18 protein-coding genes are annotated in these 18250 nt (G+C 70.9%); 13 read left to right on the top strand and 5 right to left on the bottom strand.

What is annotated here, in order from left to right; genetic code table 11:
- Positions 1–22: 22 nt before the first annotated feature.
- Positions 23–934, bottom strand: coding sequence for an RNA polymerase sigma factor SigF (locus tag ACIA8D_RS31325; protein WP_399237513.1), 912 nt, complete (start codon positions 932–934; stop codon positions 23–25).
- 243 nt (positions 935–1177) lie between these two features.
- On the opposite strand from ACIA8D_RS31325, the gene ACIA8D_RS31320 reads away from it, so the two are divergent.
- From ACIA8D_RS31320 to ACIA8D_RS31295, 6 genes are all read left to right on the top strand, one after another.
- Entirely contained in the window at positions 1178–1561 is a 384-nt protein-coding gene (locus ACIA8D_RS31320; RefSeq protein WP_399237512.1) for an STAS domain-containing protein, read from the top strand.
- Positions 1562–1844: 283 nt separating this feature from the next.
- The gene (locus tag ACIA8D_RS31315; RefSeq protein ID WP_399237511.1) at positions 1845–2336 is read left to right on the top strand and encodes an ATP-binding protein; all 492 of its coding nucleotides are present in this window, start codon (positions 1845–1847) and stop codon (positions 2334–2336) included.
- A 145-nt stretch (positions 2337–2481) separates the two neighbouring features.
- Positions 2482–3189, top strand: a complete 708-nt coding sequence (locus ACIA8D_RS31310; RefSeq protein ID WP_399237510.1) for an LPXTG cell wall anchor domain-containing protein — start codon at positions 2482–2484, stop codon at positions 3187–3189.
- Positions 3190–3364: 175 nt separating this feature from the next.
- Complete coding sequence (locus ACIA8D_RS31305; protein ID WP_399237509.1) at positions 3365–4243, top strand: hypothetical protein; 879 nt, start codon at positions 3365–3367, stop codon at positions 4241–4243.
- A complete protein-coding gene (locus tag ACIA8D_RS31300; protein ID WP_399237508.1) occupies positions 4240–5403 on the top strand; it encodes a hypothetical protein in 1164 nt (387 codons plus the stop codon). Before ACIA8D_RS31305 ends, ACIA8D_RS31300 begins: the two co-directional genes overlap by 4 nt.
- Positions 5404–5441: 38 nt before the next feature.
- Entirely contained in the window at positions 5442–6770 is a 1329-nt protein-coding gene (locus ACIA8D_RS31295; RefSeq protein WP_399237567.1) for a hypothetical protein, read from the top strand.
- 156 nt (positions 6771–6926) lie between these two features.
- Here ACIA8D_RS31295 and ACIA8D_RS31290 read toward each other — a convergent pair whose 3' ends face one another.
- Entirely contained in the window at positions 6927–8426 is a 1500-nt protein-coding gene (locus ACIA8D_RS31290) for a peptide MFS transporter (protein ID WP_399237507.1), read from the bottom strand.
- Between the two features lie 460 nt (positions 8427–8886).
- Here ACIA8D_RS31290 and ACIA8D_RS31285 point away from each other — a divergent pair, with 460 nt between their 5' ends.
- Positions 8887–9564: a response regulator transcription factor gene (locus tag ACIA8D_RS31285; RefSeq protein ID WP_399237506.1), complete on the top strand. Its 678-nt coding sequence runs from the start codon at positions 8887–8889 to the stop codon at positions 9562–9564.
- 107 nt (positions 9565–9671) lie between these two features.
- Positions 9672–10946, top strand: a complete 1275-nt coding sequence (locus tag ACIA8D_RS31280; RefSeq protein WP_399237505.1) for an ATP-binding protein — start codon at positions 9672–9674, stop codon at positions 10944–10946.
- A 27-nt stretch (positions 10947–10973) separates the two neighbouring features.
- Here the strand turns inward: ACIA8D_RS31280 and ACIA8D_RS31275 are convergent, their stop codons facing one another.
- Positions 10974–11498, bottom strand: a complete 525-nt coding sequence (locus ACIA8D_RS31275) for a GtrA family protein (protein WP_399237504.1) — start codon at positions 11496–11498, stop codon at positions 10974–10976.
- Positions 11499–11650: 152 nt separating this feature from the next.
- Between ACIA8D_RS31275 and ACIA8D_RS31270 the strand changes: the two genes are divergently transcribed.
- From ACIA8D_RS31270 to ACIA8D_RS31255, 4 genes are all read left to right on the top strand, one after another.
- Entirely contained in the window at positions 11651–12853 is a 1203-nt protein-coding gene (locus ACIA8D_RS31270) for a 5-(carboxyamino)imidazole ribonucleotide synthase (RefSeq protein ID WP_399237503.1), read from the top strand.
- Positions 12850–13386 (top strand): 5-(carboxyamino)imidazole ribonucleotide mutase, encoded by a 537-nt coding sequence (gene purE, locus ACIA8D_RS31265; protein WP_399237502.1) that lies wholly within the window; start codon positions 12850–12852, stop codon positions 13384–13386. Before ACIA8D_RS31270 ends, purE begins: the two co-directional genes overlap by 4 nt.
- A gap of 8 nt (positions 13387–13394) precedes the next feature.
- Positions 13395–14588 carry a dipeptidase gene (locus ACIA8D_RS31260; RefSeq protein ID WP_399237500.1) on the top strand — a complete coding sequence of 398 codons (1194 nt, stop codon included), beginning with the start codon at positions 13395–13397 and terminating at the stop codon, positions 14586–14588.
- Positions 14589–15686: 1098 nt separating this feature from the next.
- Positions 15687–16823 (top strand): dipeptidase, encoded by a 1137-nt coding sequence (locus ACIA8D_RS31255; RefSeq protein ID WP_399237499.1) that lies wholly within the window; start codon positions 15687–15689, stop codon positions 16821–16823.
- Positions 16824–16832: 9 nt separating this feature from the next.
- On the opposite strand, the gene ACIA8D_RS31250 is transcribed toward ACIA8D_RS31255, so the two are convergent.
- Both ACIA8D_RS31250 and ACIA8D_RS31245 read right to left on the bottom strand, forming a co-directional pair.
- Positions 16833–17228, bottom strand: coding sequence for a VOC family protein (locus tag ACIA8D_RS31250; RefSeq protein ID WP_399237498.1), 396 nt, complete (start codon positions 17226–17228; stop codon positions 16833–16835).
- A 58-nt stretch (positions 17229–17286) separates the two neighbouring features.
- Positions 17287–17649: a VOC family protein gene (locus ACIA8D_RS31245; RefSeq protein WP_399237497.1), complete on the bottom strand. Its 363-nt coding sequence runs from the start codon at positions 17647–17649 to the stop codon at positions 17287–17289.
- 87 nt (positions 17650–17736) lie between these two features.
- Here ACIA8D_RS31245 and ACIA8D_RS31240 point away from each other — a divergent pair, with 87 nt between their 5' ends.
- Positions 17737–18240 (top strand): CGNR zinc finger domain-containing protein, encoded by a 504-nt coding sequence (locus tag ACIA8D_RS31240; RefSeq protein ID WP_399237496.1) that lies wholly within the window; start codon positions 17737–17739, stop codon positions 18238–18240.
- Positions 18241–18250: the final 10 nt, after the last annotated feature.

Genomic DNA, 18250 nt, shown 5'->3' with positions numbered 1-18250 from the left:
CGGGTGTTGCGGGTCCGAGCGATTACTCCTCGAGCGTCAGACCCTTGCGCAGGCGCACCAGCGTGCGCGAAAGCAGCCGCGACACGTGCATCTGCGAGATGCCCAGTTCCTCACCGATCTCGGACTGCGTCATGTTGGCGACGAAGCGCAACGAGAGGATCTTGCGGTCGCGCGGGGGGAGATCGGCGATCAGCGGCTTCAGGGACTCGACGTACTCGATGCCCTCGAGTCCGTGGTCCTCGTAGCCGATGCGGTCCGCGAGCGCACCCTCGGAGTCGTCCTCCTCGGGCTGTGCGTCGAGCGAGCTGGCGGTGTAGGCGTTGGACGCCGCCATGCCCTCGACGACCTCGTCCTTCGACAGGCCCAGGCGTTCGGCGAGCTCGCCCACCGTGGGGGCGCGATCGAGCTGCTGGGCGAGTTCGTCGCCCGCCTTGGCAAGGTCGAGACGGAGTTCCTGGAGACGGCGCGGTACGCGCACCGACCAGGAGGTGTCGCGGAAGAAGCGCTTGATCTCGCCGACGATGGTCGGCATCGCGAAGGTCGGGAACTCGACACCGCGGCTCAGCTCGAACCGGTCGATCGCCTTGATCAGGCCGATGGTGCCGACCTGGATGATGTCCTCCATCGGTTCGCTGCGCGAGCGGAACCGGGAGGCCGCGAACTTGACCAGAGCCAGGTTCAGTTCGACCAGCGTGTTGCGGACATACGAGTATTCGTGCGTGCCCTCTTCGAGGGACTCGAGCCGCTCGAACAGGGTCTTGGAGAGGGCTCGGGCGTCGAGCGGTCCCACCTCGTCGTACGGGGGGATCTCCGGGAGGCCTTCAAGGCCCTCAAGGCCCTCGGTCTCGACGTCGACATGAGTTTCCGGGGGGAGTGTCGACGTCGCCTGGTCAGTATGCGATTCGTCGAGCCGGGCTGACATGATGTCCTCCATGCGTTCTCGGCATATGGCTGCCGATGCCAATGCGTGCACTGCTTCTTAGTGCGGCGCCTCCAAAGCCGGCCGTGGTCGAATGTTGTCCTTACTAGGCCTACCCGTTTTCCACACCGGGCCGCAAGTGCGTATTGCGGCGAAATGTCCGAATTCTAGAGGTTGTTCGGGTGTCGATGCACAGCCAGAGGGCGTAGTGTTCGAGGGCGTCAATCGGCACGTCGAAGGCAGCGAGAGAGAGACGTCATGGACCGCGGGACAGTCGGCAGTGCGCATCGGGGCCGGCTTCTGGTCGAGGTGCGACAAGAGGGCTCAAGCGCCGTCGTGACCCCGGCCGGTGAGCTGGATCACCATACGGCCGATCTGCTGCGCGACCCCCTGGATGAATGCCTCAGCAACGGACATTCCCGGCTGGTGATCGACTGTTCCCGCCTCGAATTCTGCGATTCGACCGGGTTGAACGTGCTGCTCGGGGCCCGTCTCAAGGCCGAGGCGGCCGGTGGTGGAGTGCACCTCGCGGGCATGCTTCCGGTGGTTGCCAGGGTGTTCGAGATCACCGGTGCGGAGGCCGTCTTCACGGTGCACGCGTCGCTCGACGAGGCCCTCGCGCCCGACCCCTCCGGCGACTGACCGGCACCGGGCGGCTGCGTGCTGTGGCCGACAGCAGAAGTTACGCTCCAGTTGTCTCTGTGTGATCGAGGCGTTACCAGCGTCACAGGAGCCGTTCTGAACAAGTGGGTGTTTCCGTCGTTCCCTCGGGCAGGAGACCCCCCGAACACGACCCCGACCCTGCGACTTCGACGACCCTCCGACTCCGATCCGCGACCCGGACTTCTTGGCCGGGCAGTGGGCACTCGGACCCTGAACCCTGAATCCTGAAGCTGAATTGGTGAATCGGTGAGGTGAAGTGCTGATGAGCACCACCCGGCCTTACTCGCCGGGCGACCACGGCCCCGAGTCCGGTGAAGTGCCGGTCGTCGCGGGGGCGCGGGTCCGCAGGCTGAGCCTCAGCGGCGCGAGCGGAATCGTGCCGCTCGCCCGTGACTTCACCCGCGAAGCGCTGCACGCCTGGGGCTGGCTGCCGGCGGCGACCGCGGACCGCCGTGCCGCGGCGGAGGACGTGCTGCTCGTCGTCTCGGAACTCGTCACGAACGCGTGCCTGCACGCCGAGGGGCCCGACGAGATCATCCTGTACTTCGGCGACTCCCCGGCCAACAAGGCGCTGCGCATCGAGGTGACGGACCGCGGGGCGGGCCAACCCGCTCCCCGTAACCCGCACCGGGTCGGCCGTCCCGGAGGGCACGGCATGTTCATCGTCCAACGCCTCTGCCTCGACTGGGGAGTCGTCCGTACCCCGGGCGTCACGGGCAAGGTCGTGTGGGCGGAGGTCGGCGCCCCCGCGTAGCCGCCTTTCGTGCCTTCCTGAGAGCACGCCGGATCGACTTCGATCCGGCGTGCTCTTTGTCTTCCCTCGGCAAGGCCCCGGGCGTACCTTGAGCCACCCAGATCTGATGAACCGTCAGTAACCTTCGGTTTGAAGGGACTTCGAGGTGACGTACCGGACGTACCAGAAGCGAACCGCCGCGTTCGCGCTCAGCGCGGCCCTGGCGGGCTCGGCGGTGCTGATGGCCGCCCCCACTGCCTCGGCCACCGTGCAGAACGTCAACTACCAGTGCAAGACGCCGATCGGGAACAAGGGAGCCGTCTCCCCGATCGACATGAAGAGCGCCAAGAGCGGCAGTGGCTACAAGATCACGATGTCCTTCCAGAAGGGCGTCTCCTCCAGCCCCGTCGAGCTCGGCAAGGGCGCCATGCACCCGAGTGCGGTGATCAAGGTGGGCGGCGCGGACAGTGGCCAGTTCACGGCCACCGGGCCGCCGAACGACAAGGCGATCCCCGCCAACACCCCGATCAAGATCAGTGACTTGACGGGCACGTACACGCCCAAGAAGAGCGGCAAGGTGAACTTCACCGCCGGCGTCCTCACCATCAAGGCGCTCGGCACGAACACCACCTGTACGCCGTCCAACAGCCCCAAGCCCTCCCTCGAGATGGACGTGAAGGGCGCGGCGGGCGGCGGCGGGTCCTCGGACTCCGGATCGGGGTCGTCGGCGTCGGCGCCCTCCGGCGGGGAGCTGCCGCAGACCGGTCCCGAGGATTCGGCGATCGCGCTCGGCACGCTGGGCGGGACGGTGCTTCTTGCCGGGGCGGCGGGTGTGCTGTGGCTGACCCGGCGGCATCAGGCGGCGTCCCGTTAAGGGGGCGTGAGTCGCCGCGATGACGTTGCGCTCGTCTTTGGTCGGTGGGGTCCCGCGGGGTAGCGGTCGCGGGGCCCTGCCCCGGGCCCCGCTGCTCAATCTCCCCCAGCTACCGCTGGGAGGTGCCCCCTGCAGGGGCTTGATCATGTGCTTGCTCGCCGCTGTTGTGGCGCTCATGGCAGGTGGTCCAGCAGCCGCCGCTCCCACCTGGTCCATCAGTCCCTCCGCCGGTGGCGGTACCCGGCCCGCTGATGGTGACGGGCGGCCGTACATCTACGCGGAGGGGACTCCCGGCTCCGTGCTGGAGGACAAGGTGGCGGTGAGCAACCCGAGTGGCAAGCCGCTGAAGGTCTCGCTGCGTGGGGCCGACGCCGACAACAAGGGCGACGGTTCGCTCGATGTTCGTAAGAAGGCGACCGACACCGGGGCCTGGATCCGGTTCGCCGAGGAGTCGGTGAAGATCCCCGCGCGCACCCGCGCCGAGGTCCCCTTCACGGTGTCCGTGCCCGCGGGCGCGACGCCCGGGGACCATCCCGGCGCGGTCGTGGCGCGGGCCGGCGGCCGCGACTCCGGGGTCAGCGTCCATCTGCGGGTCAGCGGCCCCACGCTGTCCGCCCTCACGGTCGAGAACGTCCGCGTGCGCGAGGGCTCCATCGCGTACGACGTGGTGAACCGCGGCAACACGACGCTGTCGCCGCGCCTCGCGGTGCACGCGGACGGGGTGCTCGGGGCCGCCCTCGACAGGAGCCGGGCCCTGCCGGTGCAGCTGCTGCCGGGGCGCAGGGTGAGTCTCACCGAACCGTGGAAGGACGCCCCGGCGCTGGACGCCGTCGACGTGAAGGTGACGGTCACGGCGGGCGGCGGCGCGGCGGACTCGGCCGCGGCGAGCGCCAGATTCGTGCCGTGGCCGGCAGTCGGCGGGGTCCTCGCCGTGCTCGCGGGGGCGGGGTGCGCCGCCTACTGGTACCTGCGCCGCCGGCGGCCCTCCTGGCCCGTGCCGCCGCACCTGCTTCGACTGCTCCGCCGACAAGGGAACGTAAGGAGTGCGCCATGAACCGCCGCCGCAGCAGCGCCCGTGCCTCGCGGCTGCTGACCGTCCTCGCCCTGGTGGGCGGCCTGCTCGCGGGCACCGCGCCCTGGGCGGCCACCGCCTCCGCCGCCGACAAGCCGTCCGTGAGCCTCTCCAAGTCCCAGGCGGGGACCGGGGGTTCGATCACCGTGAAGGGTGCGGGCTGGCGGCCCGACACGCTGCTGATGATGCTGATCTGCGGGCAGTCGAGCCCGTCGCGCGGCGTCATCGGCGGCACCAACTCCTGCGCCAACTCCGAGGGGCGCGCGGTCACCACCGACGCCAAGGGGGCGTTCAGCAAGTCGCTCCCGGTCGCCGAGCCGCCGAAGCCGTGCCCGTGCGTCGTCCATGTCGCCACGGTGACCGGGCAGAAGGCGCAGGGGGACGCCGTGTTCCAGGTGGCGGGACACCCGGTGAAGGCGCTGCCGAAGACGTCCGGCAGCGGGCAGCTGTCCATGGTGGCCGACACCCGGCTCGAAGGGTCGAGCGGCCTGCTGACCTGGTTCGGCGCACCGCCGTCCCGGTCCTTCACGTTCACCGTGGGCAACGTCGGCTCGACGCCGGTCAAGAACCCGGTCTTCCAAGTCGGCACCTCCCACGGCGTGTTCGCGCCGCAATGGGAGGACCAGCAGTGGCGCGGCACGATCAAGCCCGGACAGAAGGCGCAGATCAAGCTGCCCGTCGAGCTCGGGGCGGGCGCGCACGGCGACTACCTCGTCTCGCTCAAGTACGGCGGGAAGGTGCTGGCCGAACAGCCCTGGGGGGTGGGTCGCCCCTGGGGTGTCACCCTCTTCTGGATCCTGCTCTGCGTCGTGGTCCCGGCCGCCGTCTTCCGGATCGGCATGGCGGTCGTGGACCGCGTACGGCCGCGCGACCGGTGGTCGAGGCCGAGCGGGTCCGGCAGGTCCAGGGGGGCCGGGGCGACGGGCGGGCGCACCGTACGGCTGCCGAAGGTGCGGCTGCCGCAGCAGAAGCCCAAGCAGCCGTCGCCCGCTGACGCGTCCACCGCGCCGACGAGCACCACACAGACCACGACCCTGCCCTGGTTCACCCCGGACACCGGTCCCACCGGTCCGGAGCGGCCCGCGGCCGGTCAACTCTCCGCACCGCCCGAGAACCATCCGACGACGAAAGGAAACACGTGAACACCCAACGGAGAGTGAGCGCGGCCGGTGTCGCCCTGATGCTCGGTGGGGCAGGCCTGCTGTTCGTGGGGGCGGCCCCCGCGCAGGCCGCCGACATCTCGTACAAGACGGAGTGCATACCGCCCTCGATCTCCGGGCTCGACCCGGTGCAGGGCACCACGATCACGCAGATCACGGCGCCCGCCACGGCGAAGGTCGGCGACACGGTGAACGTGACCTGGAAGTTCATCCAGGGCGCGTCGAAGAACCCGGACGTCCTCGACCTCAGCGAGAACACGGTCCAGCCCACCGGCACGCTCAAGGCGGCCGGGGCGCAGACCGGTGACATCACCATGCAGGGGCCGCGGGAGAACCCGGCGATCCCCAAGAACAGCCCGATGAAGCTGTCCACGATGACGGGCAAGCTGAAGCTGGAGAAGCCGGGGGAGGTGAAGCTGACCCCGGACAAGTACAACATCAACGTCAGCAAGCCGGTGTCGACGGACACCAAGTGCTCTCCGAAGCAGACCGTGGATCCTGGCGCGGTCATCAAGGTCCTTGAGGGGGCCGGGGGTTCGTCGGGCGGCGGCTCCTCGTCCGGCGGCGGGGCGATCGGCGGCCTGCCGGGTACGTCGAGTGGTGGCTCCGCCGGTGGCTCCTCCAGCTCGGGCGGCTCGTCGTCCGGCTCCGGCGGCTCGTCGTCCAGCTCCGGTGGCTCCTCGTCCGGCGGCGACAGCGGCGGCCAGAGCGACTTCACGGGCAAGGAGGTCAGCGTCCCGTACGCCTGCAAGACGCCCATCGGCGACAAGAAGGCCACGTCGCCCGTGCAGATCAACGCCAAGAAGGACGGCGGGAACTTCGGCCTCACGGTGAAGTTCAAGAAGTCCGTGATGGACAGCCCCGCGGACATCCCGGCCGACTCGGTGAAGCCGTCGATGCAGGTGAAGCTGGGCGGCTCCGACAAGGGCACCGTCCCCGTCGAGGGGCCGACCAACAAGAAGGCCTTCAAGTCGGGCGACCCGATCGAGATCCCGGACCTCACGGGCACGTACAAGCCGGGCGCCGACGGCAAGTCGACGCTCTCGCCGGGCGTCCTCACGGTGAAGGCGCTGGGCACGACGACGACCTGCACGCCCAGCAAGGCTCCGGTCTCGCTGGAGCTCGACACGTCGAAGCAGGAGGGCGGCGCGGCGGGCGGCGGCTCAGCGGCCGGCGGCTCGGCGGCCGGTGGCGCGGCCGCGGCGGCGGGCGGCGGCGGCCTCGCTGAAACCGGCTCCTCCAACGACGGCGCCCTCCGCGCCCTCGGCCTGGCGGCCGGCACGGTGATCCTCCTGGGCGGCGCGGTGTTCACGTTCCTGCCGAAGGCACGGCGGGTGGTCCGTCGGTAGCCTTCCCAAGCCTCCTTTCCAAGCCCCTGCGGCGATTGAGCAGCGGGGTCCGGGGCAGAGCGCCGCGACCGCAACACCGGTACCGACGCACACGAAAGGGGTCCGGCCCGCACCGAACGGTGCGGGCCGGACCCCTGCGCGTAGCCGAGCGGAGCGCTAGTGCACGCCGCCCATCAGTGGCTTGACCTTCTTGCGGAGCATGAAGACCGCGACACCCGCGAGGACGGCGAGGGCGCCCTGTGCGGCGAACCACCACTCGCTGCCGGTCGGCGCGCCGACCAGCTGGAGCAGGGCGATGACCGAGTCGCCGGCGGTGACGGCCAGGAACCAGACACCCATCATCTGGGAGCCGTACTTCTCCGGCGCGAGCTTCGTCGTGAGGGACAGGCCGACCGGGGAGAGCGTGAGCTCACCGATGGTCTGGATCAGGTAGACGATGACCAGCCACATCGGGGTCACCTTCGCGTCGCCGGAGGCGGCGGTCTGGGCGAGCATCATGACGAAGAAGGACAGGCCGATCAGGAAGACGCCGTTGGCGAACTTCGAGAGGGAGCTGGGCTCCTTGCCGCGGCGGTTGAGCCACAGCCACAGCCAGGCGAAGACCGGCGCGAGCGCCATGACGAACAGCGAGTTCAGCGACTGGAACCAGCTGGACGGGAACTCGAAGCCGAACAGCGTGTTCGCGGTGTCCTTGTCGGCGAACAGGTTCAGCGTGGAGCCGGACTGGTCGAAGATGCCCCAGAACACGGCGGCCACGATGAAGAACCAGATGTACGCGGAGACCCGGGACTGCTCGGTGCCCGACAGCTCACGGTCGCGCTTCATCTTGACCAGGTACCAGACCGGCAGGACCAGACCGAGGATGGTCAGCGGCCACAGGATCCAGTTCACGGTCAGCGCACCGGCGGCACCGGCGACGGCGTAGAACAGGACGGCGATGACGGCCCAGATCGCGCTCTTCTTCCAGAGGTCGCGCTTCTCGTCGTCGCTCATCGGCGACGGGACGACGTTGGACTCGCCCGAGAGGTAGCGGTAACCGAACAGGAAGCAGACCAGGCCGAGCGCCATGCCGACACCGGCCATCGCGAAGCCGAGGTGCCAGTTGACCGTCTGGCCGACCGTGCCGATCGTCAGCGGCGCGAAGAAGGCGCCGACGTTGATCGCGATGTAGAAGATCGAGAATCCGCCGTCACGACGCGGGTCGTTCTTCTCCGGGTACAGGTGGCCGACCATCGTCGAGATGTTGGCCTTGAGCAGACCGGAACCGGCGGCGATCAGACCGAGGCCGAGGTAGAACGAACCGGCCCACGGCAGCGCCAGCGTGAAGTGGCCGGCCATGATGATCACGGCGCCCACCGCGGTCGTCTTGCGGGGACCCCATACGCGGTCACCGAGCCAGCCGCCGGGCAGGGCGAGCAGGTACACAAGGGCGTTGTAGACGGAGTAGATCGCGGTCGCCGTGGCGACGTCGAGGCCGAGACCGCCGTCGATCACACCGGCCGACAGGTACAGCACGAGAAGCGCGCGCATCCCGTAGAAGCTGTACCGCTCCCACATCTCCGTCAGAAACAGAAAGGCCAGGCCGCGAGGGTGGCCAAGGAAGGTCTTCTCACCGGCGCCGGGCGCGGTGGTGTCCTTCGTCAGGCTGGACGCCATGGGGGTTCCTTGCTCGCTCGGGACGCCGCACCTTCGTGGGGAGTCGGCGCCCGCGTGGGGGAGGCCGGCACCGGAGCCCGCCGTTTACGGCGGGCCCGAGATCCACACCCCGGCGCGCTTCCTTACACGCGGGGCCCGACCACAGGTCATTCCTGAAAAAGCCTGACGGACGTCAGCTCGCACAAGAAAGGGACCTTGGGTGCGCAGTGCGCTCCAAAGGTCCCCCAGTAGTGCATCAGGCGTTGAATCACCTTACGAACGACTCAGCTGCATATGGAAGGACTTGAGAGATGGATCACAGGCCTTCACGGAACCGCCCGCGCTGTTTCAAAGGTGTTCCCCACGATGACACCCGGACACTGCAAGGCGCGAAGCCGGAGGCAAAAATTCCGTTAAGCCGGAGGGTCCGCAGTGGCGGATCACCCCACGGGCGTCGTCCGCCGCGGACTACCATCGCCTCATGACCCGTGTACTGCTCGCCGAGGACGACGCGTCCATCTCGGAGCCGCTGGCCCGTGCCCTGCGCCGGGAGGGTTACGAGGTGGAAGTGCGCGAGGACGGCCCCACCGCCCTCGACGCCGGACTTCAGGGAAGCATCGACCTCGTCGTGCTCGACCTCGGACTGCCGGGAATGGACGGCCTCGAGGTGGCCCGCAGGATGCGCGCCGAGGGGCACACGGTGCCGGTGCTGATCCTCACCGCCCGCGCGGACGAGGTGGACACGGTCGTCGGCCTCGACGCGGGCGCCGACGACTACGTGACGAAGCCCTTCCGCCTCGCCGAACTCCTCGCCCGGGTCCGGGCCCTGCTCCGGCGCGGCGCCACCGAGCCCGTCCAGGCCCCGGCCACGCACGGCGTCCGTATCGACGTCGAGTCCCACCGCGCGTGGATGGGCGACGAGGAACTCCAGCTCACGGCCAAGGAGTTCGACCTCCTGCGGGTCCTCGTCCGGGACGCGGGCCGCGTGGTCACCCGTGACCAGCTGATGCGCGAGGTCTGGGACACGACGTGGTGGTCCTCGACGAAGACCCTCGACATGCACATCTCCTGGCTCCGCAAGAAACTCGGCGACGACGCGGCGAACCCGCGCTACATCGCCACGGTGCGGGGCGTGGGTTTCCGCTTCGAGAAGAGCTGAGTCGGGTGGGCTGATCAAGCCCCGCCGGCGATTGAGGCGTGGGGTCCGGGGCGGAGCCCCGTGGCCGTAACGCCGGTACGGCGCAACCATCCGGGACACTGAGACCTATGCGTCGCCGACTGATCAACTCCACCCTCGCCGTGGTCCTGGTAGTGATCGCCGTCTTCGGCGTCTCCCTGGTCATCGTGGAGACCCGAACGATCACCAACAGCGCCCAGGAACGCGTGGAGTCCGAGGCCGTCCGCCTCGCCTCCATCGTGGACAGCAGAATCCTCGGCGAGGAACAGATCACGGGCAGCATCCTCCAGGACCAGATCGCCGGGGACCGCTACGCCGAGATCGACATGCCCGGCCGCGCGCCGCTCACCATCGGCAAGGAACCCGTCGGCGACGTCATCTCCTACACGGCCAAGGGTGAGCAGGGCGAGAAGGTCACCGTCGAGGAGGCGAGGTCGGCCGTCACCACGGAGGTCGGCCGCACGCTCCTGATCATCGCGGGCGTGGCCCTGCTCGCGATCGTCGCGGCCGTGCTCCTCGCCGTACGCCAGGCGAACCGCCTCGCGTCGCCGCTCACGGACCTCGCCTCCACGGCGGAGCGCCTCGGCTCCGGCGACCCGCGCCCCCGGCACAAGCGCTACGGCGTCCCGGAGCTGGACCGCGTCGCGGACGTCCTCGACGGTTCGGCCGAGCGCATCGCCCGCATGCTGACGGCCGAGCGCCGCCTGGCCGCCGACGCCTCGCACCAGCTGCGCACGCCCCTCACGGCGCTCTCCATGCGCCTGGAGGAGATCACGATGACCGAGGACCTCGACGAGGTGAAGGAGGAGGCGACGATCGCGCTCGCGCAGGTCGAGCGGCTCACCGACGTCGTCGAGCGGCTGCTCACGAACTCCCGCGACCCGCGGACCGGCTCCGCCGTCCCCTTCGACCTGGACGAGGTGCTCAAGCAGCAGCTGGAGGAGTGGCGGCCCGCCTACCGCAGCGCCGGGCGCGCGATCGTCTCCTCCGGCAAGCGCCACCTCACGGCCGTCGGCACGCCCGGCGCGGTCGCCCAGGTCCTGGCGGCGCTGATCGAGAACTCGCTCATGCACGGTGGCGGCACGGTCGCCCTGCGCACCCGGGTCACCGGCAGCCAGGCCATCGTCGAGGTCACGGACGAGGGGCCGGGCGTCCCGGCGGAACTGGGCTCGCGGATCTTCGAGCGGACCATCAGCGGCCGCAATTCCACGGGCATCGGCCTCGCCGTCGCCCGCGACCTGGCGGAGGCCGACGGCGGCCGCCTCGAAATGCTCCAGAGCAGCCCGCCGGTCTTCGGCCTGTTCCTCTCCCGTACGCCGCTGAAGAAGACGCCGGACGGCGACGAGGAGCACATGGTCAGGTGACGCCCCCCCCGGGCGCCGGCCCCCGGCTCAGCGGCTGCGGACGGGCGGCGCCGACGGCGACTCGCCGAGGAACGATTCCGCGCTGGCCACGGCCTCCCGCGCGGGCAGCGTCTTGAACACCCACGTCCGGTACGACCAGAACCGGAACAGGGTCGCGAGCCCCATGCCGAGGAACTTGAAGATGTTGCTCTGCAGCGAGCTGTTCCAGCCGAACCCGTACGTCGCCGCGTACAGGACCCCGTTCTCGATGATCAGGCCCGCCGCGCTGAACAGCAGGAACAGCGTGAGTTCCTTGGTGCGGCCGCTCTTGTCGCGGTCGCGATACGTGAAGTAGCGGAACCCCACGTAGTTGAAGCCGATGGCGACGACCGTCGCGATCACGCTGGCCCGCACCACCTGGAGGTCGGTGCTGTGCCGCATGAGGTTGAAGACGGCGAAGTTCACGAAGACGCCCAGGGCGCCGACGACACCGAACTTCGCGACCTCACGGGCCATGCCCGCGAGCCGCTGTCGCAGTGCCCCGATGCGGCCGGTACGTCCGGTGATCCCCATGGTGGTCGCCTCAGCCCCCGTCGTTTCGTGATCCGGGCCGGTCGTCCGGTCATGACCGACCCAGCCATGCTAACCGGGGGCCCCGTCCGGCGTCGGGGGACGGCGTCGATGCGCCCTCCCTGCGGCCTTCCCACCCGCCCCTCGCCCTCCCCTTGTCCTTTCCTACAGGAAGAGGCGGGTGCGGGATCCGGTCAAATGGCCGATACCCTGGACCGGTGACGTTCCCCGTAGTCGGCATGGTCGGCGGTGGACAGCTCGCTCGTATGACACACGAGGCAGGCATCCCGCTCGGCATCAGGTTCAAGCTCCTCAGTGACACCCCGCAGGACTCCGCGGCCCAGGTCGTCGGCGATGTCGTGGTCGGCGACCATCGCGACCTGGACACGCTGCGTGAGTTCGCGCGCGGCTGCGACGTGATCACCTTCGATCACGAGCACGTACCGACAGAGCACCTCCGGGCCCTGGAGGCGGACGGTATCCCCGTCCGCCCCGGTCCCGACGCGCTGCTGTACGCCCAGGACAAGGGCGAGATGCGCGCGAAGCTCACGTCGCTCGACGTGCCGTGCCCGCGCCACCGCATCGTGACGGACCCGGCCGACGTGGTCGCGTTCGCCGAGGAGGGCGAGGGCTTCCCCGTCATCCTCAAGACGGTGCGCGGCGGCTACGACGGCAAGGGCGTCTGGTTCGTCCGCTCCGAGGCCGACGCCGCGGACCCGTTCAAGGCGGGCGTCCCGGTCCTCGCCGAGGAGAAGGTCGACTTCGTACGGGAGCTGGCGGCCAACGTCGTCCGCTCCCCGCACGGCCAGGCCGTCGCGTACCCCGTCGTCGAGTCCCAGCAGGTCGACGGCGTCTGCGACACGGTGATCGCGCCCGCGCCCGAGCTGGACGAGGCCCTGGCCGGCGAGGCGCAGGAGCTGGCGCTGCGCGTCGCGCAGGAGCTCGGCGTGGTCGGCCACCTCGCGGTCGAGCTCTTCGAGACCCGCGACGGCCGCATCCTGGTCAACGAGCTCGCGATGCGCCCGCACAACTCCGGCCACTGGACGCAGGACGGGGCGATCACGTCCCAGTTCGCGAACCACGTCCGCGCCGTCCTCGACCTGCCGCTCGGCGACCCGCGCCCGCGCGCGACGTGGACGGTCATGTGCAATGTCCTCGGCGGCGACTACCCGGACATGTACAGCGCGTATCTGCACTGCATGGCCCGCGACCCGCAGCTCAAGATCCACATGTACGGCAAGGACGTGAAGCCCGGCCGCAAGGTCGGTCACGTCAACACCTACGGCGACGACCTGGACGACGTGTTGGAGCGCGCCCGTCACGCAGCCGGCTACCTGCGAGGAACGATCACAGAATGACTTCCGCAACGAGCCCCGTGGTGGGCATCGTGATGGGCTCGGACTCCGACTGGCCGGTCATGGAGGCCGCGGCCAAGGCCCTCGACGAGTTCGAGATCCCCTACGAGGTCGACGTCGTCTCCGCGCACCGGATGCCGCACGAGATGATCTCCTACGGGGAGCAGGCCGCCGGGCGCGGCCTGAAGGCGATCATCGCGGGCGCGGGCGGCGCGGCCCACCTGCCCGGCATGCTGGCGTCGGTGACGCCGCTGCCGGTGATCGGTGTCCCGGTCCCGCTCAAGTACCTCGACGGCATGGACTCCTTGCTCTCCATCGTGCAGATGCCGGCGGGCGTCCCGGTCGCCACGGTGTCGGTCGGCGGCGCGCGCAACGCGGGCCTGCTCGCGGCGCGCATGCTGGCCGCGCACGACGAGGAACTCCTCGGCCGGATGAAGGACTTCCAGCAGGAGCTGAACGACCAGGCCACCGAGAAGGGCAAGCGGTTGCGGGCCAAGGTCGAGGGCTCGGGCACCGGCTTCGGCTTCGGGAAGTGAGCGGGCGCATGAGTTCGTCCGCAGGGCTCGCGGAAGCCCGTTCGCTGCTCGCCGAGTTCCCCGTCGTCGACGGACACAACGACCTGCCGTGGGCGCTGCGCGAGCAGGTCACGTACGACATCGACGCGCGCGACATCGCCACCGACCAGAGCGCCCATCTCCACACGGACCTGGCGCGGTTGAGGGCCGGCGGCGTCGGCGCACAGTTCTGGTCGGTCTACGTCCGCACGGACCTCACCGGCGACGCGGCGGTCTCCGCCACCCTCGAACAGATCGACTGCGTCGACCAGTTGATCGCCCGGTACGCGGGTGAGCTGCGGGAGGCGCGGACGGCGGCGGACATGGAGGCGGCGCGGGCGGAAGGCCGTATCGCCTCGCTGAAGGGCGCCGAGGGCGGCCACTCGATCAACAACTCCCTCGCCACGCTGCGCGCGCTGTACGCGCTGGGCGTGCGCTACATGACCCTGACCCACAACGACAACATCGCGTGGGCGGACTCGGCGACGGACGAGCCGGGCGTCGGTGGTCTCTCGGCCTTCGGCCGCGAGGTGGTCAGGGAGATGAACCGCGAAGGCATGCTCGTCGACCTGTCGCACGTCGCGGCGACGACGATGCGGGCGGCGCTGGACGTCTCGGAAGCGCCCGTGATCTTCTCCCACTCCTCCTCCCGCGCGGTGTGCGACCACCCGCGCAACATCCCGGACGACGTGCTGGAACGCCTGCCGGGGAACGGGGGAGTGGCGATGGCCACCTTCGTCCCCAAGTTCGTGTTGCAGGCGGCGGTCGACTGGACGTCGGCGGCGGACGAGAATTTGAGGGCCCACGGCTACCACCACCTGGACACGTCCCCGGAGGCGATGAAGCTGCACCGTGCCTTCGAGGAGGCGCGGCCGCGGCCGGTCGCCACGGTCTCGACGGTGGCGGACCACCTCGACCACATGCGCGAGGTCGCCGGCATCGACCACATCGGCATCGGCGGCGACTACGACGGCACGGCGTTCACACCGGACGGCCTGGACGACGTCTCGGGCTACCCGAACCTCATCGCCGAACTCCTCGACCGGGGCTGGTCCCGCGCGGACCTCGCCAAGCTGACGTGGCACAACGCGGTCCGGGTCCTCGACGCCGCGGAATCGGTGTCCACCGACCTCCGGGGTCGCCGGGGGCCGTCGAACGCGACGCTGTCCCGGCTGGACGGGTAGCTCCGCCGGACCGGGTGGGGTGGTTGCGGGGGCCGGTGGCACGGTACGGCTCCGCCGCGGGGCCTGCCGGTGGGTTCGGCCCACCGGAGGCTCCCGTCGGCCGACCGGGTGGCGCGGCCCCCCGCCCGGGTTTTGCCTCCCCGCGCGGAGCCCATCTCCCTCTCCCTCCGCCCCTCCGCTCATCTCCCACCCACCCGCCCCCTCCGGGGGCTTCGGCCTCCCGTGCCCCGGCACCACACCGGCGACGACCGGCGCGCCTCGCGCCAACCCGCCGCGAGGCGCGACCGACGGCCCAGCCGTGCGGGCTGAGCCCTGCCCTGCCCTGCCCTGCCCGGGGCATCCGCCACTGCCCACCCGCGCCGGCCGAGCCGCGCCCTGCTTGGGGCGACGCGCCGCCTGATTCGACTACCCACTGGCGCCGACTGAGCCCTGCCCCCGCCCTGGGGCAAGGTGCCGCCTTGGCACGCCGCCCACCGGTGTCGGCCGAGCCCGCCCCGCCTCGGACCACTGGCCGACTACGGCTTCCCGCCCGTGGCGGTGGGCCGCAACCGACTTGGGGGTGTCCGCCGATCACGCCTCCCCACCCGTGCGGTCGGCCGTCACCGCCTTGGGCAATCTGCCGCCTGCGGCGGCAGGGTGGGCAAGGCGGCCCCCGGTGCCGCGCACCCATGACCACGGGAGCCGACCCCGCTTCCGCCCCCCGGCCCGGCGCCGTGCAGCCGACACGGTTGGCGTCGATGTCGGTGCAGCCCCGGGGGCCGAAGCCCCCGGAGGGGGCGGGCGGGTGGGAGATGACCGGGGGATCGGTAGGGGTGGAGCGGGGGCCGGCGCCGCGTATCGAGGTGTGTGGGGCGTCGGCCCCGGCACGGCTCCGGACCCCGTCGCGGGGCAACGCGGGCGTGGGGCGGCAACCCCGGTAAGCCCCCCGCCGGTGCCGCGCAACGTGGAAGTGGGGCGGAACCCCGACACGGCCCCACCCCACCGGCCCCGCCCAACAGCACCCCCGCCCACCCGAACGGCACCGCTCGCCGAGACCCCGCCCCCACCCCGTGCAACGGTGGTCCGAACGACTGTCCCACCGACGTCCGGAGCCCTGCCATGGCAGACCTACAGGACGAGCTCAGCGCTCCCGCCGAGGCCGGTGACCTGGAATCCACCAGGCCCACCGCCGAGGAGGACGCCCCCTCCGACCACGCGAGACCCGCACCCACAGGCCCCGTCCCGGCCGACACGGTCAACGCACCCACCACACCCGCCCCCACCCCACCCCACGCCCTCCTCGCCCGCCACCCCGTCGCCGACGGATACTGCGGCCTCCCGCAGGTCCTGCGCACCCTCCCCTGGTACGACCTGGAACTGGGCGAGAGCGCCGTGGAGGCCGACCTGCCGAGGCTGCACGCGGGCGGCACCGGCGCGCAGCTCTGGGCCCCGCACGTGGCCCCCGACGCCCCGATCACCTCGACGCTGGAACAGATCGACCTGATCACCAACATCGTGTCCCGCCACCCGGAGGACCTCCGCCTCGCCCGCTCCGCCTCGGACACCGCCGACGCCCGCGCCCACGGCCGTATCGCCGTCCTCATCGGCCCCGCCCCGGCCTCGGCGGCCGCCGACTCGCTCGGCGCGCTGCGCTCCCTGCACGCCCTCGGCCTGCGCGCCCTCACGCTGAGCGGCACGTCCTGGGCGTCGGACGACGGCCTGACCCGGTTCGGCGAGGAGGTCGTACGGGAGATGAACCGGCTCGGCCTGCTCGTCGACCTCACCGGCGCCTCGGCCGCGACCGCCGCCCGCGTCCTCGCCGTCTCCAAGGCCCCGGTCACCCTGACCCGCTCCGGCGCCCACGCCCTGAACCACCACCCGGAGAACGCCCCGGACGAACTCCTCGGCGCCCTGGGCGAGCACGGCGGGCTGTGCCTGGTGCCGTGCTCGGCGGACCGCACCGGCCCGGCCCTGCGCGACGTGGCCGACCACATCGACCACGTGCGCCGCCTCGCGGGCCCCGAGTCGGTGGGCCTGTCCGGGACGTACGACACCGGGGACGCGCACCCGGAGGGCCTCGCCGACGTCGCCGGTTACCCGTCCCTGATCGTGGAACTCCAGACCCGCGGCTGGACCGACGCCGAACTCGCCCTGCTCACCTGGGGCAACGTCCAACGGGTGCTGCGCAGCACCGAGTTCACCGCCCGCGCCGCACGGCACCGCCGCGGCCCGTCGACGGCGACCCCCGAACCGTAAGGACGAGCCCTAGGGCTTGTCGTTTGGATCAGGCCGGATCAAGCAGAACGGATGCCCCGCCGGATCCGCGTACACCCGGAAGTCGCGGGCGCCGCCCTCGTCGTCCAGGTCGAGCGGCACCGCGCCGAGGGCGAGGATCTTCTCCTGCGCGGCCTCGATGTCCTCCACGTCGAGGTCGAGATGGAGCTGCTGCGAGTCGTGGTCGGCGGCGGGCCACTGCGGGGGCCGGTGGTCCGGGACCCGCTGGAAGGACAGCCGCTGCCCGCCCGGCGGATACAGGTTGTACCAGTACCCCTTGCCCTCGTAGTTCTCGATCTCGCCGCCGAGCACGGCCGCGTAGAACTCGGCGAGCGCGAGGGGGTCGGGACAGTCGTACGCGATGGTGCCGATTTTCGCGAAGGCCATGACGGCTCCCTCGGTCGGACGGACGGCAAGCGCAGCAGGATCGGCAAGCGCCGCAGGATCAGCAGGCACAGAGGCAGAACGGGTGCCCCGCCGGGTCCGCGTAAACGCGCCAGCTGCGCGAACGGTCCTCCGCGTCGAGCACCGTGGCCCCCAGCGCGAGCACCTCCTTCTCCGCCGCGTCCAGGTCCTCCGCGGTCAGGTCGAGGTGGAACTGCTGCGACGCGTCCGGCGCGGGCCACGAGGGCGCCACGTACCCCGGGGCCTGCTGGAACGCGAGGCGGTGGCCGCCCGGCGCCGTGACGTCGACCCAGTCCTCCTCGGCCCCCGTGATGCTGCCGCCGAGCAGAGCGGCGTAGAACTCCGCCAGCTCGCGCGGCCGCGGACAGTCCAGGACGACGACTCCGAGTTGTGCGATGGGCATGATGCCTCCTCGTGTTACCCCTATACGGGGTCAACCGGTAACTTCGGCGTGACTGCATACTCCCGCACTGGGGGTAACGTCGCAACCATGAATGCCCGCCAGACCGCACCCGGCGGCCTCGCCCTGATCGAGGCCCTGGTGAACACGCTGCTCGACATCACGACGGGCGAGGACGCGCTGGACCGGACCGAGGTGCGCGAGCGCTTCGGCATCGCGGCGGGCGGGGTCGACGAGGCACGCGCACTGCGCGAGTCGCTGCGCGCGGCGTGCCTGGCCCACGCGGGCCACCCGCCGCACCGCGCGGTGACCCCGCTGAGCGAGCTGCTCGCCCCGGTCCCGCTGCGGGTGGCGGTCGACGAGCGGGACGGCGCGGCGAGCCTGGTCCCGGTGGACGGCGGCGCCCTGGCCGGGCGCGTGGCGGCCGCCATCGCGGAGGCGCGCGGGGACGGCACCTGGGCGCGACTCAAGGCCTGCGAGGCGGCCGACTGCCACTGGGCGTATTACGACCGGAGCCCCGCGGGCCGCGGTCGCTGGTGCGACATGGCGGTCTGCGGGGCTCGGGCGAAGATGCGGCGCTACCGCGCCAAGTAGTACCTCCAGT

Source organism: Streptomyces sp. NPDC051684, from assembly GCF_044453445.1.
GTDB lineage: Bacteria > Actinomycetota > Actinomycetes > Streptomycetales > Streptomycetaceae > Streptomyces.
The sequence above is the reverse complement of the archived record's forward strand: the minus strand, read 5'-3'. Positions and strand labels throughout refer to the sequence as shown.

Bases quoted from the DNA above. Each gene is read 5' to 3' on its own strand.
- ACIA8D_RS31325 (WP_399237513.1), bottom strand. From the start codon at position 934: ATGGAGGACATCATGTCAGCCCGGCTCGACGAATCGCATACTGACCAG.
- ACIA8D_RS31320 (WP_399237512.1), top strand. From the start codon at position 1,178: ATGGACCGCGGGACAGTCGGCAGTGCGCATCGGGGCCGGCTTCTGGTC.
- ACIA8D_RS31315 (WP_399237511.1), top strand. From the start codon at position 1,845: ATGAGCACCACCCGGCCTTACTCGCCGGGCGACCACGGCCCCGAGTCC.
- ACIA8D_RS31305 (WP_399237509.1), top strand. From the start codon at position 3,365: ATGGCAGGTGGTCCAGCAGCCGCCGCTCCCACCTGGTCCATCAGTCCC.
- ACIA8D_RS31300 (WP_399237508.1), top strand. From the start codon at position 4,240: ATGAACCGCCGCCGCAGCAGCGCCCGTGCCTCGCGGCTGCTGACCGTC.
- ACIA8D_RS31295 (WP_399237567.1), top strand. From the start codon at position 5,442: ATGCTCGGTGGGGCAGGCCTGCTGTTCGTGGGGGCGGCCCCCGCGCAG.
- ACIA8D_RS31290 (WP_399237507.1), bottom strand. From the start codon at position 8,426: ATGGCGTCCAGCCTGACGAAGGACACCACCGCGCCCGGCGCCGGTGAG.
- ACIA8D_RS31285 (WP_399237506.1), top strand. From the start codon at position 8,887: ATGACCCGTGTACTGCTCGCCGAGGACGACGCGTCCATCTCGGAGCCG.
- ACIA8D_RS31280 (WP_399237505.1), top strand. From the start codon at position 9,672: ATGCGTCGCCGACTGATCAACTCCACCCTCGCCGTGGTCCTGGTAGTG.
- ACIA8D_RS31275 (WP_399237504.1), bottom strand. From the start codon at position 11,498: ATGGGGATCACCGGACGTACCGGCCGCATCGGGGCACTGCGACAGCGG.
- purE (WP_399237502.1), top strand. From the start codon at position 12,850: ATGACTTCCGCAACGAGCCCCGTGGTGGGCATCGTGATGGGCTCGGAC.
- ACIA8D_RS31260 (WP_399237500.1), top strand. From the start codon at position 13,395: ATGAGTTCGTCCGCAGGGCTCGCGGAAGCCCGTTCGCTGCTCGCCGAG.
- ACIA8D_RS31255 (WP_399237499.1), top strand. From the start codon at position 15,687: ATGGCAGACCTACAGGACGAGCTCAGCGCTCCCGCCGAGGCCGGTGAC.
- ACIA8D_RS31250 (WP_399237498.1), bottom strand. From the start codon at position 17,228: ATGGCCTTCGCGAAAATCGGCACCATCGCGTACGACTGTCCCGACCCC.
- ACIA8D_RS31245 (WP_399237497.1), bottom strand. From the start codon at position 17,649: ATGCCCATCGCACAACTCGGAGTCGTCGTCCTGGACTGTCCGCGGCCG.
- ACIA8D_RS31240 (WP_399237496.1), top strand. From the start codon at position 17,737: ATGAATGCCCGCCAGACCGCACCCGGCGGCCTCGCCCTGATCGAGGCC.